Genomic DNA, 26,869 nt, shown 5'->3' with positions numbered 1-26,869 from the left:
GGCAATCTAGCCACCGTTGATAGATAAAAAGCAGCGAGTCTAAATTGGAAACAATTTGGACAGCTGTACGCTAAAAAAGAGAAGATCATAAATTGCCTAAAGGCGATTTTATCTGAACGTTTTAGCTCGACTGGAAACAGTCGAAATGCGTCGCAGACCGAGTGCCAAAATCTATTTTGGTATAACGAGCTATACCAAATTGAATTGGTCTTCTAACCATGCTATGATGAACTCAACTTATTTAGGAGGTTTTCTCATGGCTCACGTTGAAAAATTTACTCAAGGTCTGTGAACGGATTGTCCATTCACATTGAAAGAAAAACAACCAATCATTCTAACCCTGATATTGATTCAGAACGAACTTATTTGAATTATGATTTGTGTGATAAAGAAGGCGATATGAATCAACGGTTAAAAAATAGGTTAGCTGAAGTCTATTGCTTTAATCGTGCTGACGTTAAAGTTATGGCTGACTGGATTGTGACACTTCCTAAATCACTTGAACAAGAGACAATGAGTACTCAAAAAGAGTTTTTTAAAGCGACAGTTGATTTTCTGAATGAACGATACGGTAGTCAAAATGTATTATCAGCAACCGTTCATCATGATGAAACGACACCTCACTTGCATTATGCCTTTATTCTGTTGTTTTTTGATGAAAAAAAGCAACGTGAGAAAGTCTCTGCCAAAGAGGTCTTAACTAGGAAAGAACTATCTTCTTTTCATCAAGACCTGGATAAGTATCTCAAACAACAAATTCCTCACATTTACCAGGAAGGAATTTTAAACAATCAAACAATTGGCATTGATGACGTTAAAATCATCAAAAAAATGGCAAAAGAAATCGCTGAAAAAGAAACAGAGCTATCTCAAAGAAAAGAGCATATCAATAAAAAAATAAAAGAAGTTAAAAATATAGGTGTCTCGACTCAAAACGTGTACGACGTTCAAGATCAATGGACTCATTTAACCAATCAATTTGAAAAAACATTTTTAGGAAAAACGATTGTTGATACCAAAAATTTAACTCATTTAAAAGAGTTTATGGGTGGGGTTCAAAAAGAAGCTGAATTAACTAAAAAAACTAATTATAACCTAAATAAAAAGGTCAAAAATTTAACTGAAAAAATAGAGAAACACACCTTCCAATTAGAAGGTCGTGACAATCAGATTAATCATTTAAAACAAGAAAATAGACATCTGAAGCAAGACTTAGAAGAAACACAAGAACACACACTACAAGTAAGGGACAACAATAGAGTTCTGAAAAGTTTATTAAAAGATATGGGAAAAACTGACTTTTCTATGTCGCAAGTAGAATATGAAGGTCGAATTATTTTAGACAAACTCGAGCATGACGAAAAACCACGAGATTCTTATGAGTGTTCAGACTGGAAGGAGACTCTTGAAGAAAATAAAATTAAGCGATATATCCCTGAAAATCGCTTAACTCAATGGATTCAGCAGTTAACAACGTGGTTAAAACAATTAATCACACGAGAAAAACAGATAGAGCAACAAAAAAGTAGAGGAATGTCTCGCTAAAAAAAATTAATGTTACTAGTAATATTAATTTTAAAAATAACAAAACCCCCTCAAAATGATTTTCAAATTTCACTATCTTCATAAAAAAAAAAGCCTTATTTCTAAGGCTTCTTTTTTTATTTTGAGGTAGACCTTTTAAGATTCACAATCTTGCGAGTTGAATCCGTTGGTACCTCTACAGCTTCTTAAAATGGTGATTATGTTAACTAAGGTATTAAATAACTAATTCTCTTTTTTAAAATTGGGATTCGCCATATAATTTGAATTGTTTTTATCTGTAATTCCTATGTTCGCTTTTGTTAATTCCAACCATTCCAGTATTAACCATTGGGTTTGAACCTTTCAAAGGGTCTTTACCTTTTGCACGTAATTTATCATTTTTTTATTCGGAGCTTTTCTGATTTTAATAATTCTTTTTCTGACATAAAAATCTCTCCATTCTTTTTTTATTTATTGTACCATAATATCAAAAAGTAACTTCGTATAATCACCAGTTATGTAAACTAACCTTGATTTAGTACACCATGATATAATTAATATATAGGATTTGAAAGAGGGTGATTGTTATGAATAGAGTAATTACCATAATAAGTTTTGTCTTATTTATATTAATAGCTATTATTTTTAATGTACCTACAAAATATACATTCCTTATTTTAAGTTTATTTTTATTTTATATATCTTATCAATTGGGTGTAAAAAAAAGATTTAAGCTGGGCAAATTTTAGTCAGGAACTCTGATATAACCTAAATGAAACAGATAAAAATATAGGAAAATCAACTGCTGTTATCGTTTTGATAATTGGGTTAATTTTAACTATGCTTATCTATCTTTATGCTTTTAAAATGAACCATCGTATAATTGCCATTATGTGAACCTAGAATGATTTTTCAAGTATGCTGCTAGGAAATTGTCCAAACAATTGATAAAAAGCCACTCAGAATCGATTTCTGAGGGCTTTTAAAATGGAATTAATCACCTAGCAAAAGGGTAAAAGCCATAATACTAAAAACTAATATTAATATTACTGGAATCAACAACCATTTATTTTCAGTTTTTTAAATTATCTGATATGGGCTTTTATTCTCATTTGTTACTTTCACTTCTTTAGCAAAATAAAAACATAGTGAAAACTATTTAAAATAATTCCAAGAGTTAGTAAAACAAAAGCTACAGTTGATAAATCACCATATAAATTTTTGTGTGCCTAGTATTAAAACAAAACTATGTTAGTTAACCAACTGAAAGTAAAGTATTTTTTTGCGATTTTAGCAGCTTCAATTTTTTTTGATGTTTTCCCACGATATCTGATCCCTCCAATAATAAGTTATCCAAAGATAAATCAAATAGAGCAGATAGTCGAATGAGACTATCAATATCAGGAGTTGTTTTACCAGTTTCCCAATTAGATACTGTCCTATTTGTTACATATATTTTTTCAGCCAATTGCTCTTGAGTTAATTGATACTCTTTCCGTTTCTCTTTCAACACTTGCCCTATTGTCATTTATCTTCACCTACAATTTATCATTTGAGTTTTTTATTTCTCTTTCTAATCTATTTCATATTGCTGTAAAAGTCATTAGAAAGTCTTTTCCTTTATTGATTTAATAGTATTTTCAACTAAGAATAATATCAGATTATGTCTACCTAACAGTTAAATAACTATTTTTTGTTTTTTTCAGAAAATCTTTTTATATTTGATAGCCTCAACTATAACTGGTACTTGTATTTACCAAAATTATCACTGTAATAAAAAAAGAAACGAAACTATTGTAGCCTATATTTTTTAATAATTGATCAGTATAAGTAATAATAGATTTAATACATTGTTTAATTATAAATTTTGAATTTAGTCCTTCTTTGCTTTCTTTAACTTCCAATTTCTTAATCATAGTAATATCTCCTTTTATTAATTCATCTAAAGAGATTTCATAAACATCGCTCAATAAAATTAAACTTGTGACGTCAGGTAAACTTTTAGAATTCTCCCAACTAGATATTGTTTGTCTCGATACATGAATTTTTTCTGCCAGTTCATCTTGAGTTAACTTCAAATCTTTACGTTTAATTTTTTATTGTTTCTCCAATATTCATTCCGTTCTCCTTACTCATTACCTTAGTTGATATTCTATGTATCCTCCATCAAAGATAGCTTACATTTATTGATATTATAGCAATGTAAAGCTATTTTGACTTCAAAAATATGATAATAAGTTTAACTTGGTATAACTAACCAGTTATGTAAATCATGATAATTTTTTGAGTCTTAAGAACGTTCTAGAGAACTTGTTTGATATAATCTTTCTAAAAGGGGACTTATTATGTATAGATATTATGTTTATGGTCACTACACTGATGATGGTACTTTATTTTATATTGGAAAGGGGTCTGGAGGTAGACTTAACAACAATAATAGGAACTCAGCCCATGATAGAATTGCGAATAAAAGAGGTTGTGTATCAAAAATATTTATTGATGGGTTGCTAGAAGATGAAGCACTAGCTTTAGAAAAAGATTTTATTTGGCATGCAGAAGACATTGGGTTTATTTTAACCAATCAAAACCTAGGCGACTATTCCTAACCTACAATGACTGATGAAGATTCTCTAAATTTTATTAACTTTATATGCGCTAGGAATAATTTCAATCGCAATGATATAACTCATTATGATAAAGAAATTATTAAAATAAATTTAGATGATGAAATCATAAATAGAGAATATGAAAAAACAATATATAAAATCATAGAAAATTATACTCAACTTCAAATAGATTTTATTATCTATTATTTTGGTAAATACTATCGCTTATAGTTTTTCAAATAAAATAAGTTTTAGTATATAAAGAATTATCAAAAAATTTTAAGCATAGAAGAAAAATGTGCTAGAAAAAAAAATTGATTTTCATTTTACCACTCTAATTTAGATCTAGAAGTTAAAAACAATTAAAAGATATAGTAGATATCCTATTTTTAAAAGTTATATCCTTACGTGACGATTATTATGAGGTTGTTTTTATTTAATTATTATCAAGATTTACTTATTACTGCATATAACAAAATCCACCCTTATGCTTCTGAAAAGGTAGCTATTTACCTAAGTGATATAGTTCATTTATACAATGGCCCATATTAACGTCACTTCAAAAACTATGAACTCCGTATAACTTGATTTATGTTAACTATTATAAATTTGACTCCTTGTATACATTTGTTAATACAATAAGAATGTAAAACAAATGTACACAAGGAGGTTTTTTATATGAGTACTGTTACATTTAGAGTTACGGATGAGGAAAAATTATTTATTCAATCTATGGCTGATTTAAATGGATTAAGTTTATCAGAATTGGCTAGGACTAAATTATTAGAGGGGCTGGAAGATCAAATTGATATGGCTTTATATGAAAAAGCAATGAAAGCTCATGAATTAAGTGACGAAAGTATCTCACATAAAGATATGCTTCTAGAATTAGGATTATGATGGATAAAAAATACACCGTTCGGTATGAAAAAAATGCTCAAAAATCACTAAAAAAGATGGATAAACATCAAGCTAGACTTATATTATCTTGGATTTCTAAGAACTTAGAAGGAACTGATTCTCCTCGAGCTCACGGAAAAGGATTAGTAGGTAATAAAAGTGGGCAATGGCGATATAGAATAGGAGATTATCGTTTGTTGGCAAACATAGATGATGACACTATAACGATTCTAGTTTTAGAAATCGGTCATCGTAGAGACATATATAAATAAAAGACCTCATAATTGTGGGACTGAACCCCTAAAATGAGACAGTAATAAAAACACCTATGCGATTACTTTTTTCCGATAGTCAACTGGAGATAAGTAGTCGTATTTTTGTTGAATTCTTTCTTTATTATAATAGTTGATGAAATTTTGTACAGTTTCAATTACACTAATTGTAGAGCTTCCAAGCTCTGGGTGTAATGAGAACGTTTCAGACTTTTAGGATGGAATGAAACGATTCTATTGGAGCATTATCTGCAGGAGTCCCTTTTCGGGACATACTTCTGGTAATGCTCTTTTCTTTTGTTGCGTGATAATAAGCATATGAAGTATACACAGAACCTTGATCCGAATGAAGTATACATTTATCTGGAAGTTAGGTAATTTATTTAGTGTGTCTAAAACACAAGATATGTCCTGTTTTTCACTTATTGTATAAGAAAGTATTTCTCCATTAAACAAATCCATAATGCTAGAAAGATAGAGTCTTTTAGGACCATAATCAAGATAAGTGATGTCTGTTGTTAGTTTTTCTAGTGGCTTACTTGAACTAAAGTCTCTATCAATTATATTAGTAGTTTTAAAATAAATAGAACCTGGACGTTTTTCTTTCTTTATTTTCACCTGACAACTCCATCCATATTTTTGCATAATACGCTGAACAACTTTATGATTCACTTTTATCTTTTTACGAAGTAAAAAAGTGATTTTTCGATAACCATAAGTGAACTTGTTTTCTTTACACAGCTGCTCAATCATTTTAATTCGATTATCGGCAACATATTCTTTCTTAGACCAACGATAGTAAGTACTTCTAGCTATCCTAAAATAGTGACATAACCATGTTATAGATAGTTTTCCTTTATAAGAATCAACTAAATTTATGAATACTTCTTTTTTCCACATCCTTTCCAACTCCTTGTATTTTTTTAAAACATCAATTTCCTGTTTCAAGTACTTGTTTTCTCTTTCTAGAACTTCTAAAGGCGAAAAGTGTTCATTACCTTTTCCATAAGTATATTGTTTTCCCACACCTTGAGAGAATCGATAAGATTCTCCATTTCTATACCATTTCCACCATGTTTTCACCTGAGTTTTATTCCGAATGTTGAGTTTATTCATAATTTCTGATGTTGTTTTTACCTTCAAGTTTCATTTTTATAGCTTCTTCTTTTACTTCTACTGGATAAGCAATCCTTTTAACCATAAAAAATACACCTCCGTTAAATTCATTTTACATGAATTCAACAGGGGTGTTTTTATATTTGTCTCATCTTTTGGGGTCAGTTCCTTGTTGAGGTCTTTTTACTTCGTATAAATATTTGATTATGTTAATCAACGAGATAAATAACTATTTCTTACTTCTGTTTCATCAATCTCAATCCATTAAGTGTTACTAATAAAGTTGCTCCCATATCTGCAACAATAGCAATCCAAAGTGATAACCATCCTGGAATAATTAGCAATAAAGCTAAGAATTTAATGCTTAAAGAGAAAGTAATATTTTGTTTTATAATTTTTAATGTTTTTCGACTAAGATTAACAATAAACGGTAACTTTTGTAAATCATCACCCATTAAGGCAACATCAGCTGTTTTCTAAAGCAGTGTCCGTTCCAGCCCCACCCATTGCAATCCCAACAGTTGCTGATGCTAACGCAGGAGCATCATTTACTCCGTCTCCTACCATAGCCACTTTTCCATACTTTTCTTTAAGCTCTTTAATATAATCTAACTTATCTTGTGGCATTAAATCACCTTTAATGTCTGTCACACCAAACTTGTTCTCCAATTGATTTAGCTGTTCTGATATTGTCACCAGTTAACATAATTGTATGTTCAATACCTAACTGATGAAGCTTAGCGATTACTTCTGAACTTGACTTTCTTAATTCATCAGCAACTGCGATAATTGCCAAAATATTTTGTGCTGTTCCAAAAATCATGACGGTTTTTCCTTGCTCTTGTAACTTCTCATAATTTTTCATGACACTAGCTTGCCTAATTAATTCTGAATCAAATAATTTAGGACTTCCAACAAAATAAGTTGTACCTTGATAATCACCTTTAATTCCTTTACCAGTTACTGATTTAAAATTCATAATATCGATCATTTGATAGTTTGACTCTCTTCTATCAGCTTCTTTAAGAATGGCTGAAGCTAAAGGATGTTGAGAAAGTATTTCTAACGCTGAAATGATAGATAAGTACTGATTTTCTTGATTTGTGTCACTTACAACAAAGTCTGTTACAGAAGGCGTTCCTTTGGTTAAAGTCCCTGTTTTATCAAAAGCGATTGCTTTTAATCCTCCGATTTCTTCGAGATAAATACCTCCTTTTACCAGCACACCATTTTTAGCTGAATTTCCAATAGCTGAAACGATTGAAACAGGTGTTGAGATAACTAATGAACAAGGACAACCAACTACTAATAGTGATAAACCCTGGTACAACCACTTATTCCAATCACCACCAAAAAACAATGGTGGAATAATGATAATTAAAGCCGAAATAGCCATGATAGAAGGGGTATAGTATTTAGCAAAGTTATCAACGAATGCTTGTGCAGGTGCTCGTTCTCCTTGTGCTTCTTCCACTAAATGAATGATTTTAGCAATGGTTGTATCATTAACATGTTTAGTCACTTCCACTTCTAAAATTCCCTCTTTATTTAAAGTTCCTGCAAAAATTTCGTCCTTAATTTGTTTTTCAATTGGAACAGACTCACCCGTTATTGCTGCTTGATTAACAGCAGAATGTCCTTTAATGACTACCCCATCCATAGCTATTTTTTGCCCTGGTTTAATAATCATAATATCTCCTATTTGAATATCAGAAACATTTATCATTTTTTCTTCGTTATTTCTTCTAATCAAAGCTTCTTTTGGTGCTATATCCATTAACGAACGAATAGATTGTCTTGCTCTATCCATTGAAAATCGTTCAAGGGCTTCACTAACAGCGAATAAGATAACTACAATAGAACCTTCAGCCCATTCACCTATAATTGATGCGCCTAATAATTGCTACTGTCATTAAAACTTCCATTGAAAAGTTTAATTTAAGTAAATCCTTAATTCCTTCTGTAAATAAACTAAATCCACAATAACGATGGCTGATATAAATAAGCTTTTAGTTATGATATCATTCTCGCCTACAGTAGCTCTAAAATAAAAAGCTATCGCTATTAATATTACTGAAATAACTAATTTCCAATTACGTTTCAAGAAAGAGTCTTTCTGTCCCCCTTCAGATTCTTGATTGTCCTCATCTTGAATAATTAGATTTTCAAAAGCTCCAGCAGACTTAATTTCTTGAATGGAAGATGTTCCCTCAACTTTAATTTTTCCAGCACCAAAGTTTACTTTTGCATCTGTTACACCTTCAATACTTTTAACATTTTTTTCAAATTTAGCAGCACAATTCGTACAGCTTAATCCCTCTACTCGATATGTTTTACTAGAAGTTTCTTTACTCATAGCTATCACCCTGTTCTAGTTGTTTTTCCTAAATTTATCAATTCAACAATCCTATCATCAGAACTAAAATAATAAACTAATTTGCCTATTTTTTTACTATCTACAACACCTAATTTTTTTAATGATTGCAAATGATGTGATGTATTTGCCATAGTTGCTCCAATAATATTGGCTACGTCACATACACATAGTTGATCTTCATAAGCTAAAGCATGTAATATTTTTGAATCTATTTTCATCTGATAAAATTTTAAATAAAGAACTTAGATCTTTTGCTATTAGTATTTTTTAATCTCTCTTTTGAAATTAGTTACTTGCTCCTCATGAATACAAGTAATCTCACATATTTCATTTGTCACGTTTATTCCTCCAAAATCACTCATTCAAGTTCATACTTGATTATATATAAACAGATTTGTAATAATCAAGTACAAGTTTGATTGTCTTTGATTTCACTAGGTATAATTTGATTTATGTTAGTCACTTTTAATATTACCAGTACTTTAAATTAAGTATTTTGATTGAAATTTAAAGTCATGATATAATGAAGGTGCGAAAACGAGAATATGTGTTAGTGTATCTAGCACAAAAGCCACTACCTCATCACAGGTAGTGGCTTTTTTTTTCGTTAGTGCGACTCTAACGAGTGGGTTTGTTGGCACTCATGCCTTTATTCATCATCTTTATCGTCAAACCAACGATTTAATAACTTTTTAGTTATAACTGTTGTTACTGTTGTAAAAAACAGTCGTGATGAATAACGAGAATATGTTTATCAAGCATGTATCTAGCACCCCTTTCAAAATGAAATGGGCTAAGTGCCATTAATAATATATCATATTTGCGAGAATCTTATTTTCTAAATAAACGTTGCCATAAAGATAATTTTTCTTTTTCCTCAGATTCTGCTAGGTTCATTTCTAATTGCTCTATTTTTTGATTAGCTTGCAATGTTAAAACCTGTTGCTGATCTAGTAATTTTTGAAGATTTTTCTGACTCTCTAATAATTCAGTTATTATCTCATCTTTATTATTCAATTCTTCTTTTAAAAGTTCTAATTCTTTAGATATTAATTGTTTCTTTGCTGTATAGTTTGCTGATTCTTTTGTCGGTTTCTCTATATTCTTTTTGCCGATTTTTTCTGACAAAAGTGATTGTAAACGGTTATCTAACAATATCGCTCCTTTGTCGCTTAATACTGTTTCTTTGTCGGCAAAAGATTTGTAATGATATTGGACTGTTTGTTTGGTCACACCTAAGTCATCTGCTAGTTCTTTTATTGTTTTATATTCTTCATTTTTCATCTTAATAGTAACTCCTTCAGAAAGAATAACTAATATCTTAATACTCTTTATCTGCTTTTGGGTTGTTAGGGCTTGCCCTGACCGTCTGTAAGACGTTTTAAAGAAAGTATAACGTATTTATCTAGTTTATGCTTAAAAGCTCTTAAAACTCGTTTTTAAGCATATAAAAAGAATCCTTTAAAGAAAGGTTTTATTTTTTTTAGCAAAGGAGCGTATAGCGACTGCTGCAAGTAAAATGTGAGAGTGGTTTTCTCTCACTCCTTTTTTAATTGTTTTTTAGTTAACTTTTTTCAAAAGAAATTAAAAAAATAATTGCTTATCCTACTAAGTAAATACTTTAAAGAATACTTTTAAATACTTTTAAATACTTTAGGGTCTTTCAAAACGCACTAATATCAATGCTTTCAGAGGTTATAAATACCATTTTCCACGTCATAAATACCATTTTCCACGTTATAAATACCATTTTCCACGTTATAAATACCATTTTCCACGTTATAAATACCTTGTTTGTATTTATTCTGTTTTTTTGGTATTATTACATAATCAGATGAATAGAGGTGTATAATTTGAAAAACAAGAAAGCCGAGCTAGCAATAAAAGATTTATTAGCACGTCAAGATTACTTAGTAGTTCAAGGAAATGATTTAGCTAAGTCGTTTGGTGGCTTAAAATCTTTTGAACAACGTGTTCTTGATTACTGTTTTAGCTATGTTACAAAAGACTCTAAATTAGATGATGAATATGAAGTATCAGCATTGGAAATCATTAAACATTTTAATCTTAATACTTCAGGCGATTCATATACTAGGATTGCTAAAGCTTTTAAAAAACTAAATGAAAATACTGCTTTGTATTTACCTATAGTTGAAGATGGTGTAAGTGGTATTTTAATGACTCAATTATTTTCTAGAATTAAATTTTTAGAGAATGGTGTTGTTAGATTTAAATTTTCTGAAGATGCTGCTCCTTTAGTTTTTGATTTGAAAGAACATTTTTATAGTTTTAGATTAAATGAACTTTCTAGAATTAACGGGAAGTATTCACTAATTATGTTAAAGCTTTGGGAATCTCATAGAAGAGGTAGAGAAAAATATACAACTATTTCTGCTGATTTAGAAAGTTGGCAGTCATGGTTTTTAGGTAAAGATTCTCGTATGCCTGCAGGACAATTTTTTCAAAAAGTTATTACACGCTCTATCGAAGAATTGGAAGAAAAGATTGCATGCGAATTTTTTCGTTACCACACAAAAAAGAGGGCGAAAAGTGGTTGGCTATGAAATCATGATTACAGATACATCTATTTAGATTTTGAGAGAACCTTAGTAGGTTCTTTTTTTATCTATCAACCATTGGCAATCTAGCCACCGTTGATAGATAAAAAGCAGCGAGTCTAAATTGGAAACAATTTGGACAGCTGTACGCTAAAAAAGAGAAGATCATAAATTGCCTAAAGGCGATTTTATCTGAACGTTTTAGCTCGACTGGAAACAGTCGAAATGCGTCGCAGACCGAGTGCCAAAATCTATTTTGGTTATAACGAGCTATACCAAATTGAATTGGTCTTCTAACCATGCTATGATGAACTCAACTTATTTAGGAGGTTTTCTCATGGCTCACGTTGAAAAATTTACTCAAGGTTCTGTGAACGGATTGTCCATTCACATTGAAAGAAAAACAACCAATCATTCTAACCCTGATATTGATTCAGAACGAACTTATTTGAATTATGATTTGTGTGATAAAGAAGGCGATATGAATCAACGGTTAAAAAATAGGTTAGCTGAAGTCTATTGCTTTAATCGTGCTGACGTTAAAGTTATGGCTGACTGGATTGTGACACTTCCTAAATCACTTGAACAAGAGACAATGAGTACTCAAAAAGAGTTTTTTAAAGCGACAGTTGATTTTCTGAATGAACGATACGGTAGTCAAAATGTATTATCAGCAACCGTTCATCATGATGAAACGACACCTCACTTGCATTATGCCTTTATTCCTGTTGTTTTTGATGAAAAAAAAGCAACGTGAGAAAGTCTCTGCCAAAGAGGTCTTAACTAGGAAAGAACTATCTTCTTTTCATCAAGACCTGGATAAGTATCTCAAACAACAAATTCCTCACATTTACCAGGAAGGAATTTTAAACAATCAAACAATTGGCATTGATGACGTTAAAATCATCAAAAAAATGGCAAAAGAAATCGCTGAAAAAGAAACAGAGCTATCTCAAAGAAAAGAGCATATCAATAAAAAAATAAAAGAAGTTAAAAATATAGGTGTCTCGACTCAAAACGTGTACGACGTTCAAGATCAATGGACTCATTTAACCAATCAATTGAAAAAACATTTTTAGGAAAAACGATTGTTGATACCAAAAATTTAACTCATTTAAAAGAGTTTATGGGTGGGTTCAAAAAGAAGCTGAATTAACTAAAAAAACTAATTATAACCTAAATAAAAAGGTCAAAAATTTAACTGAAAAAATAGAGAAACACACCTTCCAATTAGAAGGTCGTGACAATCAGATTAATCATTTAAAACAAGAAAATAGACATCTGAAGCAAGACTTAGAAGAAACACAAGAACACACACTACAAGTAAGGGACAACAATAGAGTTCTGAAAAGTTTATTAAAAGATATGGGAAAAACTGACTTTTCTATGTCGCAAGTAGAATATGAAGGTCGAATTATTTTAGACAAACTCGAGCATGACGAAAAACACGAGATTCTTATGAGTGTTCAGACTGGAAGGAGACTCTTGAAGAAAATAAAATTAAGCGATATATCCCTGAAAATCGCTTAACTCAATGGATTCAGCAGTTAACAACGTGGTTAAAACAATTAATCACACGAGAAAAACAGATAGAGCAACAAAAAAGTAGAGGAATGTCTCGCTAAAAAAAATTAATGTTTACTAGTAATATTAATTTTAAAATAACAAAACCCCCTCAAAATGATTTTCAAATTTCACTATCTTCATAAAAAAGAAGCCTTATTTCTAAGGCTTCTTTTTTTATTTGAGGTAGACCTTTTAAGATTCACAATCTTGCGAGTTGAATCCGTTGGTACCTCTACAGCTTCTTAAAATGGTGATTATGTTAACTAAGGTATTAAATAACTAATTCTCTTTTTAAAATTGGGATTCGCCATATAATTTGAATTGTTTTTATCTGTAATTCCTATGTTCGCTTTGTTAATTCCAACCATTCCAGTATTAACCATTGGGTTTGAACCTTTCAAAGGGTTTACCTTTTGCACGTAATTTATCATTTTTTATTCGGAGCTTTTCTGATTTTAATAATTCTTTTTCTGACATAAAAATCTCTCCATTCTTTTTTTATTTATTGTACCATAATATCAAAAAGTAACTTCATAATCACCAGTTATGTAAACTAACCTTGATTTAGTACACCATGACGGAGGGTAATTGTATTTTAGCTAATTTTTTGTTTTTTATATTAATAGCTATTTTTAATGTACCTACAAAATATACATTCCTTATTTTAAGTTTTATTTTATTTTATATATCTTATCAATTGGGTGTAAAAAAAGATTTAAGCTGGGCAAATTTAGTCAGGAACTCTGATAAACCTAATGAAACAGATAAAAATATAGGAAAATCAACTGCTGTTATCGTTTTGATAATTGGGTTAATTTTACTATGCTTATCTATCTTTATGCTTTTAAAATGAACATCGTATAATTGCCATTATGTGAACCTAGAATGATTTTTCAAGTATCTGCTAGGAATGTCCAAACAATTGATAAAAAGCCCTCAGAATCGATTCTGAGGGCTTTTAAATGGAATTAATCACCTAGCAAAAAGGGTAAGCCATAATACTAAAACTAATATTAATATTACTGGAATCAACAACCATTTATTTTCAGTTTTTAATATCTGATATGGGCTTTTATTCTCATTTGTTACTTTCACTTCTTTAGCAAAATAAAACATAGTGAAACTATTTAAAATAATTCCAAGAGTTAGTAAAACAAAAGCTACAGTTGATAAATCACCATATAATTTTTGTGTGCCTAGTATTAAAACAAAAACTATGTTAGTTAACCAACTGAAAGTAAAGTATTTTTTTGCGATTTTAGCAGCTTCAATTTTTTTGATGTTTTCCACGATATCTGATCCCTCCAATAATAAGTTATCCAAAGATAAATCAAATAGAGCAGATAGTCGAATGAGACTATCAATATCAGGAGTTGTTTTACCAGTTTCCCAATTAGATACTGTCCTATTTGTTACATATATTTTTTCAGCCAATTGCTCTTGAGTTAATTGATACTCTTTCCGTTTCTCTTTCAACACTTGCCCTATTGTCATTTATCTTCACTACAATTTATCATTTGAGTTTTTATTTCTCTTTCTAATCTATTTCATATTGCTGTAAAAGTCATTAGAAAGTCTTTTCCTTTATTGATTTAATAGTATTTTCAACTAAGAATAATATCAGATTATGTCTACCTAACAGTTAAATAACTATTTTTTGTTTTTTCAGAAATCTTTTTATATTTGATAGCCTCAACTATAACTGGTACTGTATTTACCAAAATTATCACTGTAATAAAAAAAGAACGAAACTATTGTAAGCCTATATTTTTTTAATATTGCATCAGTATAAGTAATAATAGATTTAATACATTGTTAATTATAAATTTTGAATTTAGTCCTTCTTTGCTTTCTTTAACTTCCAATTTCTTAATCATAGTAATATACTCCTTTATTAATTCATCTAAAGAGATTTCATAAACATCGCTCAATAAAATTAAACTTGTGACGTCAGGTAAACTTTTAGAATTCTGCCCAACTAGATATTGTTTGTCTCGATACATGAATTTTTCTGCCAGTTTCATCTTGAGTTAACTTCAAATCTTTACGTTTAATTTTTATTGTTTCTCCAATATTCATTTCCGTTCTCCTTTACTCATTACTTAGTTATATTCTATGTATCCTCCATCAAAGATAGCTTACATTTATTGATATTATAGCAATGTAAAGCTATTTTGACTTCAAAATATGATAATAAGTTAACTTGGTATACTAACCAGTTATGTAAATCATGATAATTTTTGAGTCTTAAGAAACGTTCTAGAGAACTTGTTTGATATAATCTTTCTAAAAGGGGACTTATTATGTATAGATATTATGTTTATGGTCACTACACTGATGATGGTACTTTATTTTATATTGGAAAGGGGTCTGGAGGTAGACTTAACAACAATAATAGGAACTCAGCCATGATAGAATTGCGAATAAAAGAGGTTGTGTATCAAAAATATTTATTGATGGGTTGCTAGAAGATGAAGCACTAGCTTTAGAAAAAGATTTTATTTGGCATGCAGAAGACATTGGGTTTATTTTAACCAAATCAAAACCTAGGCGACTATTCCTAACCTACAATGACTGATGAAGATTCTCTAAATTTTATTAACTTTATATGCGCTAGGAATAATTTCAATCGCAATGATATAACTCATTATGATAAAGAAATTATTAAAATAAATTTAGATGATGAAATCATAAATAGAGAATATGAAAAAACAATATATAAAATCATAGAAAATTATACTCAACTTCAAATAGATTTATTATCTATTATTTTGGTAAATACTATCGCTTATAGTTTTTTCAAATAAAATAAGTTTTAGTATAAAAGAATTATCAAAAATTTTAAGCATAGAAGAAAATGTGCTAGAAAAAAAATTGATTTCATTTTACCCTAATTTAGATCTAGAAGTAAAAAACAATTAAAAGATATAGTAGATATCCTATTTTTAAAAGTATATCCTTACGTGACGATTATTATGAGGTTGTTTTATTTAATTATTATCAAGATTTACTTATTACTGGCATATAACAAAATCCACCCTTATGCTTCTGAAAGGTAGCTATTTACCTAAGTGATATAGTTCATTTATACAATGCCCATATTAACGTCACTTCAAAACTATGAACTCCGTATAACTTGATTTATGTTAACTATTATAAATTTGACTCCTTGTATACATTTGTAATACAATAAGAATGTAAAAACAAATGTACACAAGGAGGTTTTTTATATGAGTACTGTTACATTTAGAGTTACGGATGAGGAAAAATTATTTATTCAATCTATGGCTTGATTTAAATGGATTAAGTTTATCAGAATTGGCTAGGACTAAATTATTAGAGGGGCTGGAAGATCAAATTGATATGGCTTTATATGAAAAAAGCAATGAAAGCTCATGAATTAAGTGACGAAAGTATCTCACATAAAGATATGCTTCTAGAATTAGGATTATGATGGATAAAAAATACACCGTTCGGTATGAAAAAAATGCTCAAAAATCACTAAAAAAGATGGATAAACATCAAGCTAGACTTATATTATCTTGGATTTCTAAGAACTTAGAAGGAACTGATTCTCCTCGAGCTCACGGAAAAGGATTAGTAGGTAATAAAAGTGGGCAATGGCGATATAGAATAGGAGATTATCGTTTGTTGGCAAACATAGATGATGACACTATAACGATTCTAGTTTTAGAAATCGGTCATCGTAGAGACATATATAAATAAAAGACCTCATAATTGTGGGACTGAACCCCTAAAATGAGACAGTAATAAAAACACCTATGCGATTACTTTTTTCCGATAGTCAACTGGAGATAAGTAGTCGTATTTTTGTTGAATTCTTTCTTTATTATAATAGTTGATGAAATTTTGTACAGTTTCAATTACACTAATTGTAGAGCTTCCAAGCTCTGGGTGTAATGAGAACGTTTCAGACTTTAGGATGGAATGAAACGATTCTATTGGAGCATTATCTGCAGGAGTCCCTTTTCGGGACATACTTCTGGTAATGCTCTTTTCTTTTGTTGCGTGATAATAAGCATATGAAGTATACACAGAACCTTGATCCGAATGAAGTATACATTTATCTGGAAGTTTAGGTAATTTATTTAGTGTGTCTAAAACACAAGATATGTCCTGTTTTTCACTTATTGTATAAGAAAGTATTTCTCCATTAAACAAATCCATAATGCTAGAAAGATAGAGTCTTTTAGGACCATAATCAAGATAAGTGATGTCTGTTGTTTAGTTTTTCTAGTGGCTTACTTGAACTAAAGTCTCTATCAATTATATTAGTAGTTTTAAAATAAATAGAACCTGGACGTTTTTCTTTCTTTATTTTCACCTGACAACTCCATCCATATTTTTGCATAATACGCTGAACAACTTTATGATTCACTTTTATCTTTTTACGAAGTAAAAAAGTGATTTTTCGATAACCATAAGTGAACTTGTTTTCTTTACACAGCTGCTCAAATCATTTTAATTCGATTATCGGCAACATATTCTTTCTTAGACCAACGATAGTAAGTACTTCTAGCTATCCTAAAATAGTGACATAACCATGTTATAGATAGTTTTCCTTTATAAGAATCAACTAAATTTATGAATACTTCTTTTTCCACATCCTTTCCAACTCCTTGTATTTTTTTAAAAACATCAATTTCCTGTTTCAAGTACTTGTTTTCTCTTTCTAGAACTTCTAAAGGCGAAAAGTGTTCATTACCTTTTCCATAAGTATATTGTTTTCCCACACCTTGAGAGAATCGATAAGATTCTCCATTTCTATACCATTTCCACCATGTTTTCACCTGAGTTTTATTCCGAATGTTGAGTTTATTCATAATTTCTGATGTTGTTTTTACCTTCAAGTTTCATTTTTATAGCTTCTTCTTTTACTTCTACTGGATAAGCAATCCTTTTAACCATAAAAAATACACCTCCGTTAAATTCATTTTACATGAATTCAACAGGGGTGTTTTTATATTTGTCTCATCTTTTGGGGTCAGTTCCTTGTTGAGGTCTTTTTACTTCGTATAATATTTGATTATGTTAATCAACGAGATAAATAACTATTTCTTACTTCTGTTTCATCAATCTCAATCCATTAAGTGTTACTAATAAAGTTGCTCCCATATCTGCAACAATAGCAATCCAAAGTGATAACCATCCTGGAATAATTAGCAATAAAGCTAAGAATTTAATGCTTAAAGAGAAAGTAATATTTTGTTTTATAATTTTTAATGTTTTTCGACTAAGATTAACAATAAACGGTAACTTTTGTAAATCATCACCCATTAAGGCAACATCAGCTGTTTCTAAAGCAGTGTCCGTTCCAGCCCCACCCATTGCAATCCCAACAGTTGCTGATGCTAACGCAGGAGCATCATTTACTCCGTCTCCTACCATAGCCACTTTTCCATACTTTTCTTTAAGCTCTTTAATATAATCTAACTTATCTTGTGGCATTAAATCACCTTTAATGTCTGTCACACCAACTTGTTCTCCAATTGATTTAGCTGTTCTGATATTGTCACCAGTTAACATAATTGTATGTTCAATACCTAACTGATGAAGCTTAGCGATTACTTCTGAACTTGACTTTCTTAATTCATCAGCAACTGCGATAATTGCCAAAATATTTTGTGCTGTTCCAAAAATCATGACGGTTTTTCCTTGCTCTTGTAACTTCTCATAATTTTTCATGACACTAGCTTGCCTAATTAATTCTGAATCAAATAATTTAGGACTTCCAACAAAATAAGTTGTACCTTGATAATCACCTTTAATTCCTTTACCAGTTACTGATTTAAAATTCATAATATCGATCATTTGATAGTTTGACTCTCTTCTATCAGCTTCTTTAAGAATGGCTGAAGCTAAAGGATGTTGAGAAAGTATTTCTAACGCTGAAATGATAGATAAGTACTGATTTTCTTGATTTGTGTCACTTACAACAAAGTCTGTTACAGAAGGCGTTCCTTTGGTTAAAGTCCCTGTTTTATCAAAAGCGATTGCTTTTAATCCTCCGATTTCTTCGAGATAAATACCTCCTTTTACCAGCACACCATTTTTAGCTGAATTTCCAATAGCTGAAACGATTGAAACAGGTGTTGAGATAACTAATGAACAAGGACAACCAACTACTAATAGTGATAAACCCTGGTACAACCACTTATTCCAATCACCACCAAAAAACAATGGTGGAATAATGATAATTAAAGCCGAAATAGCCATGATAGAAGGGGTATAGTATTTAGCAAAGTTATCAACGAATGCTTGTGCAGGTGCTCGTTCTCCTTGTGCTTCTTCCACTAAATGAATGATTTTAGCAATGGTTGTATCATTAACATGTTTAGTCACTTCCACTTCTAAAATTCCCTCTTTATTTAAAGTTCCTGCAAAAATTTCGTCCTTAATTTGTTTTTCAATTGGAACAGACTCACCCGTTATTGCTGCTTGATTAACAGCAGAATGTCCTTTAATGACTACCCCATCCATAGCTATTTTTTGCCCTGGTTTAATAATCATAATATCTCCTATTTGAATATCAGAAACATTTATCATTTTTTCTTCGTTATTTCTTCTAATCAAAGCTTCTTTTGGTGCTATATCCATTAACGAACGAATAGATTGTCTTGCTCTATCCATTGAAAATCGTTCAAGGGCTTCACTAACAGCGAATAAGATAACTACAATAGAACCTTCAGCCCATTCACCTATAATTGATGCGCCTATAATTGCTACTGTCATTAAAACTTCCATTGAAAAGTTTAATTTAAGTAAATCCTTAATTCCTTCTGTAAATAAACTAAATCCACCAATAACGATGGCTGATATAAATAAGCTTTTAGTTATGATATCATTCTCGCCTACAGTAGCTCTAAAATAAAAAGCTATCGCTATTAATATTACTGAAATAACTAATTTCCAATTACGTTTCAAGAAAGAGTCTTTCTGTCCCCCTTCAGATTCTTGATTGTCCTCATCTTGAATAATTAGATTTTCAAAAGCTCCAGCAGACTTAATTTCTTGAATGGAAGATGTTCCCTCAACTTTAATTTTTCCAGCACCAAAGTTTACTTTTGCATCTGTTACACCTTCAATACTTTTAACATTTTTTTCAAATTTAGCAGCACAATTCGTACAGCTTAATCCCTCTACTCGATATGTTTTACTAGAAGTTTCTTTACTCATAGCTATCACCCTGTTCTAGTTGTTTTCCTAAATTTATCAATTCAACAATCCTATCATCAGAACTAAAATAATAAACTAATTTGCCTATTTTTTTACTATCTACAACACCTAATTTTTTTAATGATTGCAAATGATGTGATGTATTTGCCATAGTTGCTCCAATAATATTGGCTACGTCACATACACATAGTTGATCTTCATAAGCTAAAGCATGTAATATTTTGAATCTATTTTCATCTGATAAAATTTTAAATAAAGAACTTAGATCTTTGCTATTAGTATTTTTTAATCTCTCTTTTGAATTAGTTACTTGCTCCTCATGAATACAAGTAATCTCACATATTTCATTTGTCACGTTTATTCCTCCAAAATCACTCATTCAAGTTCATACTTGATTATATATAAACAGATTGTAATAATCAAGTACAAGTTTGATTGTCTTTGATTTCACTAGGTATAATTTGATTTATGTTAGTCACTTTTAATATTACCAGTAACTTTAAATTAAGTATTTTGATTGAAATTTAAAGTCATGATATAATGAAGGTGCGAAAACGAGAATATGTGTTAGTGTATCTAGCACAAAAGCCACTACCTCATCACAGGTAGTGGCTTTTTTTTTCGTTAGTGCGACTCTAACGAGTGGGTTTGTTGGCACTCATGCCTTTATTCATCATCTTTATCGTCAAACCAACGATTTAATAACTTTTTAGTTATAACTGTTGTTACTGTTGTAAAAACAGTCGTGATGAATAACGAGAATATGTTATCAAGCATGTATCTAGCACCCCTTTCAAAATGAAATGGGCTAAGTGCCATTAATAATATATCATATTTGCGAGAATCTTATTTTCTAAATAAACGTTGCCATAAAGATAATTTTTCTTTTTCCTCAGATTCTGCTAGGTTCATTTCTAATTGCTCTATTTTTTGATTAGCTTGCAATGTTAAAACCTGTTGCTGATCTAGTAATTTTTGAAGATTTTTCTGACTCTCTAATAATTCAGTTATTATCTCATCTTTATTATTCAATTCTTCTTTTAAAAGTTCTAATTCTTTAGATATTAATTGTTTCTTTGCTGTATAGTTTGCTGATTCTTTTGTCGGTTTCTCTATATTCTTTTTGCCGATTTTTTCTGACAAAAGTGATTGTAAACGGTTATCTAACAATATCGCTCCTTTGTCGCTTAATACTGTTTCTTTGTCGGCAAAAGATTTGTAATGATATTGGACTGTTTGTTTGGTCACACCTAAGTCATCTGCTAGTTCTTTTATTGTTTTATATTCTTCATTTTTCATCTTAATAGTAACTCCTTCAGAAAGAATAACTAATATCTTAATACTCTTTATCTGCTTTTGGGTTGTTAGGGCTTGCCCTGACCGTCTGTAAGACGTTTTAAAGAAAGTATAACGTATTTATCTAGTTTATGCTTAAAAGCTCTTAAAACTCGTTTTTAAGCATATAAAAAGAATCCTTTAAAGAAAGGTTTTATTTTTTTAGCAAAGGAGCGTATAGCGACTGCTGCAAGTAAAATGTGAGAGTGGTTTTCTCTCACTCCTTTTTTAATTGTTTTTTAGTTAACTTTTTTCAAAAGAAATTAAAAAAATAATTGCTTATCCTACTAAGTAAATACTTTAAAGAATACTTTTAAATACTTTTAAATACTTTAGGGTCTTTCAAAACGCACTAATATCAATGCTTTCAGAGGTTATAAATACCATTTTCCACGTCATAAATACCATTTTCCACGTTATAAATACCATTTTCCACGTTATAAATACCATTTTCCACGTTATAAATACCTTGTTTGTATTTATTCTGTTTTTTTGGTATTATTACATAATCAGATGAATAGAGGTGTATAATTTGAAAAACAAGAAAGCCGAGCTAGCAATAAAAGATTTATTAGCACGTCAAGATTACTTAGTAGTTCAAGGAAATGATTTAGCTAAGTCGTTTGGTGGCTTAAAATCTTTTGAACAACGTGTTCTTGATTACTGTTTTAGCTATGTTACAAAAGACTCTAAATTAGATGATGAATATGAAGTATCAGCATTGGAAATCATTAAACATTTTAATCTTAATACTTCAGGCGATTCATATACTAGGATTGCTAAAGCTTTTAAAAAACTAAATGAAAATACTGCTTTGTATTTACCTATAGTTGAAGATGGTGTAAGTGGTATTTTAATGACTCAATTATTTTCTAGAATTAAATTTTTAGAGAATGGTGTTGTTAGATTTAAATTTTCTGAAGATGCTGCTCCTTTAGTTTTTGATTTGAAAGAACATTTTTATAGTTTTAGATTAAATGAACTTTCTAGAATTAACGGGAAGTATTCACTAATTATGTTAAAGCTTTGGGAATCTCATAGAAGAGGTAGAGAAAAATATACAACTATTTCTGCTGATTTAGAAAGTTGGCAGTCATGGTTTTTAGGTAAAGATTCTCGTATGCCTGCAGGACAATTTTTTCAAAAAGTTATTACACGCTCTATCGAAGAATTGGAAGAAAAGATTGCATGCGAATTTTTCGTTACCACACAAAAAAGAGGGCGAAAAGTGGTTGGCTATGAAATCATGATTACAGATACATCTATTTAGATTTTGAGAGAACCTTAGTAGGTTCTTTTTTTTATCTATCAACCATTGGCAATCTAGCCACCGTTGATAGATAAAAAGCAGCGAGTCTAAATTGGAAACAATTTGGACAGCTGTACGCTAAAAAAGAGAAGATCATAAATTGCCTAAAGGCGATTTTATCTGAACGTTTTAGCTCGACTGGAAACAGTCGAAATGCGTCGCAGACCGAGTGCCAAAATCTATTTTGGTATAACGAGCTATACCAAATTGAATTGGTCTTCTAACCATGCTATGATGAACTCAACTTATTTAGGAGGTTTTCTCATGGCTCACGTTGAAAAATTTACTCAAGGTTCTGTGAACGGATTGTCCATTCACATTGAAAGAAAAACAACCAATCATTCTAACCCTGATATTGATTCAGAACGAACTTATTTGAATTATGATTTGTGTGATAAAGAAGGCGATATGAATCAACGGTTAAAAAATAGGTTAGCTGAAGTCTATTGCTTTAATCGTGCTGACGTTAAAGTTATGGCTGACTGGATTGTGACACTTCCTAAATCACTTGAACAAGAGACAATGAGTACTCAAAAAGAGTTTTTTAAAGCGACAGTTGATTTTCTGAATGAACGATACGGTAGTCAAAATGTATTATCAGCAACCGTTCATCATGATGAAACGACACCTCACTTGCATTATGCCTTTATTCCTGTTGTTTTTGATGAAAAAAAGCAACGTGAGAAAGTCTCTGCCAAAGAGGTCTTAACTAGGAAAGAACTATCTTCTTTTCATCAAGACCTGGATAAGTATCTCAAACAACAAATTCCTCACATTTACCAGGAAGGAATTTTAAACAATCAAACAATTGGCATTGATGACGTTAAAATCATCAAAAAAATGGCAAAAGAAATCGCTGAAAAAGAAACAGAGCTATCTCAAAGAAAAGAGCATATCAATAAAAAAATAAAAGAAGTTAAAAATATAGGTGTCTCGACTCAAAACGTGTACGACGTTCAAGATCAATGGACTCATTTAACCAATCAATTTGAAAAAACATTTTTAGGAAAAACGATTGTTGATACCAAAAATTTAACTCATTTAAAAGAGTTTATGGGTGGGGTTCAAAAAGAAGCTGAATTAACTAAAAAAACTAATTATAACCTAAATAAAAAGGTCAAAAATTTAACTGAAAAAATAGAGAAACACACCTTCCAATTAGAAGGTCGTGACAATCAGATTAATCATTTAAAACAAGAAAATAGACATCTGAAGCAAGACTTAGAAGAAACACAAGAACACACACTACAAGTAAGGGACAACAATAGAGTTCTGAAAAGTTTATTAAAAGATATGGGAAAAACTGACTTTTCTATGTCGCAAGTAGAATATGAAGGTCGAATTATTTTAGACAAACTCGAGCATGACGAAAAACCACGAGATTCTTATGAGTGTTCAGACTGGAAGGAGACTCTTGAAGAAAATAAAATTAAGCGATATATCCCTGAAAATCGCTTAACTCAATGGATTCAGCAGTTAACAACGTGGTTAAAACAATTAATCACACGAGAAAAACAGATAGAGCAACAAAAAAGTAGAGGAATGTCTCGCTAAAAAAAATTAATGTTACTAGTAATATTAATTTTAAAAATAACAAAACCCCCTCAAAATGATTTTCAAATTTCACTATCTTCATAAAAAAAGAAGCCTTATTTCTAAGGCTTCTTTTTTTATTTTGAGGTAGACCTTTTAAGATTCACAATCTTGCGAGTTGAATCCGTTGGTACCTCTACAGCTTCTTAAAATGGTGATTATGTTAACTAAGGTATTAAATAACTAATTCTCTTTTTTAAAATTGGGATTCGCCATATAATTTGAATTGTTTTTATCTGTAATTCCTATGTTCGCTTTGTTAATTCCAACCATTCCAGTATTAACCATTGGGTTTGAACCTTTCAAAGGGTCTTTACCTTTTGCACGTAATTTATCATTTTTTATTCGGAGCTTTTCTGATTTTAATAATTCTTTTTCTGACATAAAAATCTCTCCATTCTTTTTTTATTTATTGTACCATAATATCAAAAAGTAACTTCGTATAATCACCAGTTATGTAAACTAACCTTGATTTAGTACACCATGATATAATTAATATATAGGATTTGAAAGAGGGTGATTGTTATGAATAGAGTAATTACCATAATAAGTTTTGTCTTATTTATATTAATAGCTATTATTTTTAATGTACCTACAAAATATACATTCCTTATTTTAAGTTTATTTTTATTTTATATATCTTATCAATTGGGTGTAAAAAAAGATTTAAGCTGGGCAAATTTAGTCAGGAACTCTGATAAACCTAATGAAACAGATAAAAATATAGGAAAATCAACTGCTGTTATCGTTTTGATAATTGGGTTAATTTTACTATGCTTATCTATCTTTATGCTTTTAAAATGAACATCGTATAATTGCCATTATGTGAACCTAGAATGATTTTTCAAGTATCTGCTAGGAATGTCCAAACAATTGATAAAAAGCCCTCAGAATCGATTCTGAGGGCTTTTAAATGGAATTAATCACCTAGCAAAAAGGGTAAGCCATAATACTAAAACTAATATTAATATTACTGGAATCAACAACCATTTATTTTCAGTTTTTAATATCTGATATGGGCTTTTATTCTCATTTGTTACTTTCACTTCTTTAGCAAAATAAAACATAGTGAAACTATTTAAAATAATTCCAAGAGTTAGTAAAACAAAAGCTACAGTTGATAAATCACCATATAATTTTTGTGTGCCTAGTATTAAAACAAAAACTATGTTAGTTAACCAACTGAAAGTAAAGTATTTTTTTGCGATTTTAGCAGCTTCAATTTTTTTGATGTTTTCCACGATATCTGATCCCTCCAATAATAAGTTATCCAAAGATAAATCAAATAGAGCAGATAGTCGAATGAGACTATCAATATCAGGAGTTGTTTTACCAGTTTCCCAATTAGATACTGTCCTATTTGTTACATATATTTTTTCAGCCAATTGCTCTTGAGTTAATTGATACTCTTTCCGTTTCTCTTTCAACACTTGCCCTATTGTCATTTATCTTCACCTACAATTTATCATTTGAGTTTTTATTTCTCTTTCTAATCTATTTCATATTGCTGTAAAAGTCATTAGAAAGTCTTTTCCTTTATTGATTTAATAGTATTTTCAACTAAGAATAATATCAGATTATGTCTACCTAACAGTTAAATAACTATTTTTTGTTTTTTTCAGAAATCTTTTTATATTTGATAGCCTCAACTATAACTGGTACTGTATTTACCAAAATTATCACTGTAATAAAAAAAGAAACGAAACTATTGTAGCCTATATTTTTTAATAATTGCATCAGTATAAGTAATAATAGATTTAATACATTGTTAATTATAAATTTTGAATTTAGTCCTTCTTTGCTTTCTTTAACTTCCAATTTCTTAATCATAGTAATATCTCCTTTTATTAATTCATCTAAAGAGATTTCATAAACATCGCTCAATAAAATTAAACTTGTGACGTCAGGTAAACTTTTAGAATTCTCCCAACTAGATATTGTTTGTCTCGATACATGAATTTTTTCTGCCAGTTCATCTTGAGTTAACTTCAAATCTTTACGTTTAATTTTTATTGTTTCTCCAATATTCATTCCGTTCTCCTTACTCATTACCTTAGTTGATATTCTATGTATCCTCCATCAAAGATAGCTTACATTTATTGATATTATAGCAATGTAAAGCTATTTTGACTTCAAAATATGATAATAAGTTTAACTTGGTATACTAACCAGTTATGTAAATCATGATAATTTTTGAGTCTTAAGAACGTTCTAGAGAACTTGTTTGATATAATCTTTCTAAAAGGGGACTTATTATGTATAGATATTATGTTTATGGTCACTACACTGATGATGGTACTTTATTTTATATTGGAAAGGGGTCTGGAGGTAGACTTAACAACAATAATAGGAACTCAGCCCATGATAGAATTGCGAATAAAAGAGGTTGTGTATCAAAAATATTTATTGATGGGTTGCTAGAAGATGAAGCACTAGCTTTAGAAAAAGATTTTATTTGGCATGCAGAAGACATTGGGTTTATTTTAACCAATCAAAACCTAGGCGACTATTCCTAA

General features: G+C 30.1%; 25 protein-coding genes and 4 pseudogenes. 14 read left to right on the top strand and 15 right to left on the bottom strand.

What is annotated here, in order from left to right:
• Positions 1-288 precede the first annotated feature (288 nt).
• Positions 289-1,545, top strand: a complete 1,257-nt coding sequence (gene mobV, locus BW731_RS12245; protein WP_408645973.1) for a MobV family relaxase — start codon at positions 289-291, stop codon at positions 1,543-1,545.
• A 1,234-nt stretch (positions 1,546-2,779) separates the two neighbouring features.
• On the opposite strand, the gene BW731_RS12240 is transcribed toward mobV (BW731_RS12245), so the two are convergent.
• Positions 2,780-3,052, bottom strand: coding sequence for a helix-turn-helix transcriptional regulator (locus tag BW731_RS12240; RefSeq protein WP_079348693.1), 273 nt, complete (start codon positions 3,050-3,052; stop codon positions 2,780-2,782).
• Between the two features lie 202 nt (positions 3,053-3,254).
• On the bottom strand, positions 3,255-3,617 hold the full coding sequence (locus tag BW731_RS12235) for a helix-turn-helix domain-containing protein (RefSeq protein WP_143592813.1): 363 nt from the start codon (positions 3,615-3,617) through the stop codon (positions 3,255-3,257).
• A gap of 252 nt (positions 3,618-3,869) precedes the next feature.
• Here BW731_RS12235 and BW731_RS12230 point away from each other — a divergent pair, with 252 nt between their 5' ends.
• The 3 genes from BW731_RS12230 (at position 3,870) to BW731_RS12215 (ending at position 5,302) form a co-directional block, all read left to right on the top strand.
• Positions 3,870-4,130, top strand: coding sequence for a GIY-YIG nuclease family protein (locus BW731_RS12230; protein WP_079348674.1), 261 nt, complete (start codon positions 3,870-3,872; stop codon positions 4,128-4,130).
• Between the two features lie 678 nt (positions 4,131-4,808).
• Positions 4,809-5,030: a type II toxin-antitoxin system RelB family antitoxin gene (gene relB / locus BW731_RS12220; protein ID WP_079348670.1), complete on the top strand. Its 222-nt coding sequence runs from the start codon at positions 4,809-4,811 to the stop codon at positions 5,028-5,030.
• The gene (locus tag BW731_RS12215) at positions 5,030-5,302 is read left to right on the top strand and encodes a type II toxin-antitoxin system RelE family toxin (RefSeq protein WP_079348668.1); all 273 of its coding nucleotides are present in this window, start codon (positions 5,030-5,032) and stop codon (positions 5,300-5,302) included. The genes relB and BW731_RS12215 overlap by 1 nt, the downstream gene beginning before the upstream one ends.
• 54 nt (positions 5,303-5,356) lie before the next feature.
• Here the strand turns inward: BW731_RS12215 and BW731_RS12210 are convergent.
• From BW731_RS12210 to BW731_RS12195, 4 genes and pseudogenes are all read right to left on the bottom strand, one after another.
• Positions 5,357-6,503, bottom strand: a pseudogene (locus tag BW731_RS12210) (IS3 family transposase).
• A gap of 151 nt (positions 6,504-6,654) precedes the next feature.
• Positions 6,655-8,774, bottom strand: a pseudogene (locus tag BW731_RS12205) (heavy metal translocating P-type ATPase).
• Positions 8,775-8,779: 5 nt separating this feature from the next.
• A pseudogene (locus BW731_RS12200) lies at positions 8,780-9,133 on the bottom strand (ArsR/SmtB family transcription factor).
• Between the two features lie 493 nt (positions 9,134-9,626).
• Positions 9,627-10,079, bottom strand: coding sequence for a DUF536 domain-containing protein (locus BW731_RS12195; protein WP_079348684.1), 453 nt, complete (start codon positions 10,077-10,079; stop codon positions 9,627-9,629).
• Positions 10,080-10,648: 569 nt separating this feature from the next.
• Here BW731_RS12195 and BW731_RS12190 point away from each other — a divergent pair.
• From BW731_RS12190 to BW731_RS12925, 3 genes are all read left to right on the top strand, one after another.
• Positions 10,649-11,359, top strand: coding sequence for a replication initiation protein (locus BW731_RS12190; RefSeq protein WP_332881451.1), 711 nt, complete (start codon positions 10,649-10,651; stop codon positions 11,357-11,359).
• Between the two features lie 331 nt (positions 11,360-11,690).
• Positions 11,691-12,110, top strand: coding sequence for a MobV family relaxase (gene mobV, locus BW731_RS12930; protein ID WP_233120567.1), 420 nt, complete (start codon positions 11,691-11,693; stop codon positions 12,108-12,110).
• Positions 12,091-12,432 carry a hypothetical protein gene (locus BW731_RS12925; RefSeq protein ID WP_233120566.1) on the top strand — a complete coding sequence of 114 codons (342 nt, stop codon included), beginning with the start codon at positions 12,091-12,093 and terminating at the stop codon, positions 12,430-12,432. The genes mobV (BW731_RS12930) and BW731_RS12925 overlap by 20 nt, the downstream gene beginning before the upstream one ends.
• Before the next feature lie 1,459 nt (positions 12,433-13,891).
• On the opposite strand, the gene BW731_RS12175 is transcribed toward BW731_RS12925, so the two are convergent.
• Both BW731_RS12175 and BW731_RS12170 read right to left on the bottom strand, forming a co-directional pair.
• Positions 13,892-14,413 (bottom strand): helix-turn-helix domain-containing protein, encoded by a 522-nt coding sequence (locus BW731_RS12175; RefSeq protein ID WP_079348678.1) that lies wholly within the window; start codon positions 14,411-14,413, stop codon positions 13,892-13,894.
• A 468-nt stretch (positions 14,414-14,881) separates the two neighbouring features.
• Complete coding sequence (locus BW731_RS12170; protein ID WP_079348689.1) at positions 14,882-14,998, bottom strand: helix-turn-helix transcriptional regulator; 117 nt, start codon at positions 14,996-14,998, stop codon at positions 14,882-14,884.
• Between the two features lie 224 nt (positions 14,999-15,222).
• On the opposite strand from BW731_RS12170, the gene BW731_RS12680 reads away from it, so the two are divergent.
• From BW731_RS12680 to BW731_RS12155, 3 genes are all read left to right on the top strand, one after another.
• Positions 15,223-15,387 carry a GIY-YIG nuclease family protein gene (locus BW731_RS12680; protein WP_158080223.1) on the top strand — a complete coding sequence of 55 codons (165 nt, stop codon included), beginning with the start codon at positions 15,223-15,225 and terminating at the stop codon, positions 15,385-15,387.
• Positions 15,388-16,177: 790 nt separating this feature from the next.
• Entirely contained in the window at positions 16,178-16,318 is a 141-nt protein-coding gene (locus BW731_RS12920) for a DUF6290 family protein (RefSeq protein WP_233120565.1), read from the top strand.
• 54 nt (positions 16,319-16,372) lie between these two features.
• On the top strand, positions 16,373-16,645 hold the full coding sequence (locus tag BW731_RS12155; RefSeq protein WP_079348668.1) for a type II toxin-antitoxin system RelE family toxin: 273 nt from the start codon (positions 16,373-16,375) through the stop codon (positions 16,643-16,645).
• Positions 16,646-16,699: 54 nt separating this feature from the next.
• Here BW731_RS12155 and BW731_RS12150 read toward each other — a convergent pair.
• From BW731_RS12150 to BW731_RS12135, 4 genes and pseudogenes are all read right to left on the bottom strand, one after another.
• Positions 16,700-17,848: pseudogene (locus BW731_RS12150) on the bottom strand (IS3 family transposase).
• A gap of 150 nt (positions 17,849-17,998) precedes the next feature.
• Positions 17,999-20,116, bottom strand: coding sequence for a heavy metal translocating P-type ATPase (locus tag BW731_RS12145; RefSeq protein WP_079348686.1), 2,118 nt, complete (start codon positions 20,114-20,116; stop codon positions 17,999-18,001).
• Positions 20,109-20,471, bottom strand: coding sequence for an ArsR/SmtB family transcription factor (locus BW731_RS12140; RefSeq protein WP_079348685.1), 363 nt, complete (start codon positions 20,469-20,471; stop codon positions 20,109-20,111). Before BW731_RS12140 ends, BW731_RS12145 begins: the two co-directional genes overlap by 8 nt.
• Positions 20,472-20,962: 491 nt before the next feature.
• A complete protein-coding gene (locus BW731_RS12135; protein ID WP_079348684.1) occupies positions 20,963-21,415 on the bottom strand; it encodes a DUF536 domain-containing protein in 453 nt (150 codons plus the stop codon).
• A gap of 568 nt (positions 21,416-21,983) precedes the next feature.
• Here BW731_RS12135 and BW731_RS12130 point away from each other — a divergent pair.
• Both BW731_RS12130 and mobV (BW731_RS12125) read left to right on the top strand, forming a co-directional pair.
• Positions 21,984-22,721, top strand: a complete 738-nt coding sequence (locus BW731_RS12130; RefSeq protein WP_079348683.1) for a replication initiation protein — start codon at positions 21,984-21,986, stop codon at positions 22,719-22,721.
• A gap of 303 nt (positions 22,722-23,024) precedes the next feature.
• Positions 23,025-24,314, top strand: a complete 1,290-nt coding sequence (mobV, locus tag BW731_RS12125; protein WP_143592812.1) for a MobV family relaxase — start codon at positions 23,025-23,027, stop codon at positions 24,312-24,314.
• A 222-nt stretch (positions 24,315-24,536) separates the two neighbouring features.
• Here mobV (BW731_RS12125) and BW731_RS12120 read toward each other — a convergent pair whose 3' ends face one another.
• Complete coding sequence (locus BW731_RS12120; protein ID WP_079348681.1) at positions 24,537-24,737, bottom strand: hypothetical protein; 201 nt, start codon at positions 24,735-24,737, stop codon at positions 24,537-24,539.
• Positions 24,738-24,878: 141 nt separating this feature from the next.
• Between BW731_RS12120 and BW731_RS12115 the strand changes: the two genes are divergently transcribed.
• On the top strand, positions 24,879-25,157 hold the full coding sequence (locus tag BW731_RS12115; protein WP_079348680.1) for a hypothetical protein: 279 nt from the start codon (positions 24,879-24,881) through the stop codon (positions 25,155-25,157).
• A 119-nt stretch (positions 25,158-25,276) separates the two neighbouring features.
• Here the strand turns inward: BW731_RS12115 and BW731_RS12110 are convergent, their stop codons facing one another.
• Positions 25,277-25,798, bottom strand: a complete 522-nt coding sequence (locus BW731_RS12110) for a helix-turn-helix domain-containing protein (RefSeq protein ID WP_079348678.1) — start codon at positions 25,796-25,798, stop codon at positions 25,277-25,279.
• Between the two features lie 157 nt (positions 25,799-25,955).
• Positions 25,956-26,384, bottom strand: a complete 429-nt coding sequence (locus tag BW731_RS13105) for a helix-turn-helix domain-containing protein (RefSeq protein WP_079348676.1) — start codon at positions 26,382-26,384, stop codon at positions 25,956-25,958.
• Positions 26,385-26,608: 224 nt separating this feature from the next.
• Here BW731_RS13105 and BW731_RS12100 point away from each other — a divergent pair, with 224 nt between their 5' ends.
• A complete protein-coding gene (locus BW731_RS12100) occupies positions 26,609-26,869 on the top strand; it encodes a GIY-YIG nuclease family protein (RefSeq protein WP_079348674.1) in 261 nt (86 codons plus the stop codon).

Origin of the sequence: Vagococcus martis, assembly GCF_002026305.1 — a bacterium.
GTDB classification, from domain to species: Bacteria; Bacillota; Bacilli; order Lactobacillales; family Vagococcaceae; genus Vagococcus; species Vagococcus martis.
This window is presented reverse-complemented; position numbering and strand designations above follow the sequence as displayed.

Coding starts and splice junctions, on each gene's coding strand:
- BW731_RS12240 (WP_079348693.1), bottom strand. CDS start 3,052: ATGACAATAGGGCAAGTGTTGAAAGAGAAACGGAAAGAGTATCAATTA.
- BW731_RS12230 (WP_079348674.1), top strand. CDS start 3,870: ATGTATAGATATTATGTTTATGGTCACTACACTGATGATGGTACTTTA.
- relB (WP_079348670.1), top strand. CDS start 4,809: ATGAGTACTGTTACATTTAGAGTTACGGATGAGGAAAAATTATTTATT.
- BW731_RS12215 (WP_079348668.1), top strand. CDS start 5,030: ATGGATAAAAAATACACCGTTCGGTATGAAAAAAATGCTCAAAAATCA.
- BW731_RS12195 (WP_079348684.1), bottom strand. CDS start 10,079: ATGAAAAATGAAGAATATAAAACAATAAAAGAACTAGCAGATGACTTA.
- mobV (WP_233120567.1), top strand. CDS start 11,691: ATGGCTCACGTTGAAAAATTTACTCAAGGTTCTGTGAACGGATTGTCC.
- BW731_RS12925 (WP_233120566.1), top strand. CDS start 12,091: ATGAAAAAAAAGCAACGTGAGAAAGTCTCTGCCAAAGAGGTCTTAACT.
- BW731_RS12175 (WP_079348678.1), bottom strand. CDS start 14,413: ATGACAATAGGGCAAGTGTTGAAAGAGAAACGGAAAGAGTATCAATTA.
- BW731_RS12170 (WP_079348689.1), bottom strand. CDS start 14,998: ATGAATATTGGAGAAACAATAAAAATTAAACGTAAAGATTTGAAGTTA.
- BW731_RS12680 (WP_158080223.1), top strand. CDS start 15,223: ATGTATAGATATTATGTTTATGGTCACTACACTGATGATGGTACTTTA.
- BW731_RS12920 (WP_233120565.1), top strand. CDS start 16,178: ATGAGGAAAAATTATTTATTCAATCTATGGCTTGATTTAAATGGATTA.
- BW731_RS12155 (WP_079348668.1), top strand. CDS start 16,373: ATGGATAAAAAATACACCGTTCGGTATGAAAAAAATGCTCAAAAATCA.
- BW731_RS12145 (WP_079348686.1), bottom strand. CDS start 20,116: ATGAGTAAAGAAACTTCTAGTAAAACATATCGAGTAGAGGGATTAAGC.
- BW731_RS12135 (WP_079348684.1), bottom strand. CDS start 21,415: ATGAAAAATGAAGAATATAAAACAATAAAAGAACTAGCAGATGACTTA.
- mobV (WP_143592812.1), top strand. CDS start 23,025: ATGGCTCACGTTGAAAAATTTACTCAAGGTTCTGTGAACGGATTGTCC.
- BW731_RS12120 (WP_079348681.1), bottom strand. CDS start 24,737: ATGTCAGAAAAAGAATTATTAAAATCAGAAAAGCTCCGAATAAAAAAT.
- BW731_RS12115 (WP_079348680.1), top strand. CDS start 24,879: ATGAATAGAGTAATTACCATAATAAGTTTTGTCTTATTTATATTAATA.
- BW731_RS12110 (WP_079348678.1), bottom strand. CDS start 25,798: ATGACAATAGGGCAAGTGTTGAAAGAGAAACGGAAAGAGTATCAATTA.
- BW731_RS13105 (WP_079348676.1), bottom strand. CDS start 26,384: ATGAATATTGGAGAAACAATAAAAATTAAACGTAAAGATTTGAAGTTA.
- BW731_RS12100 (WP_079348674.1), top strand. CDS start 26,609: ATGTATAGATATTATGTTTATGGTCACTACACTGATGATGGTACTTTA.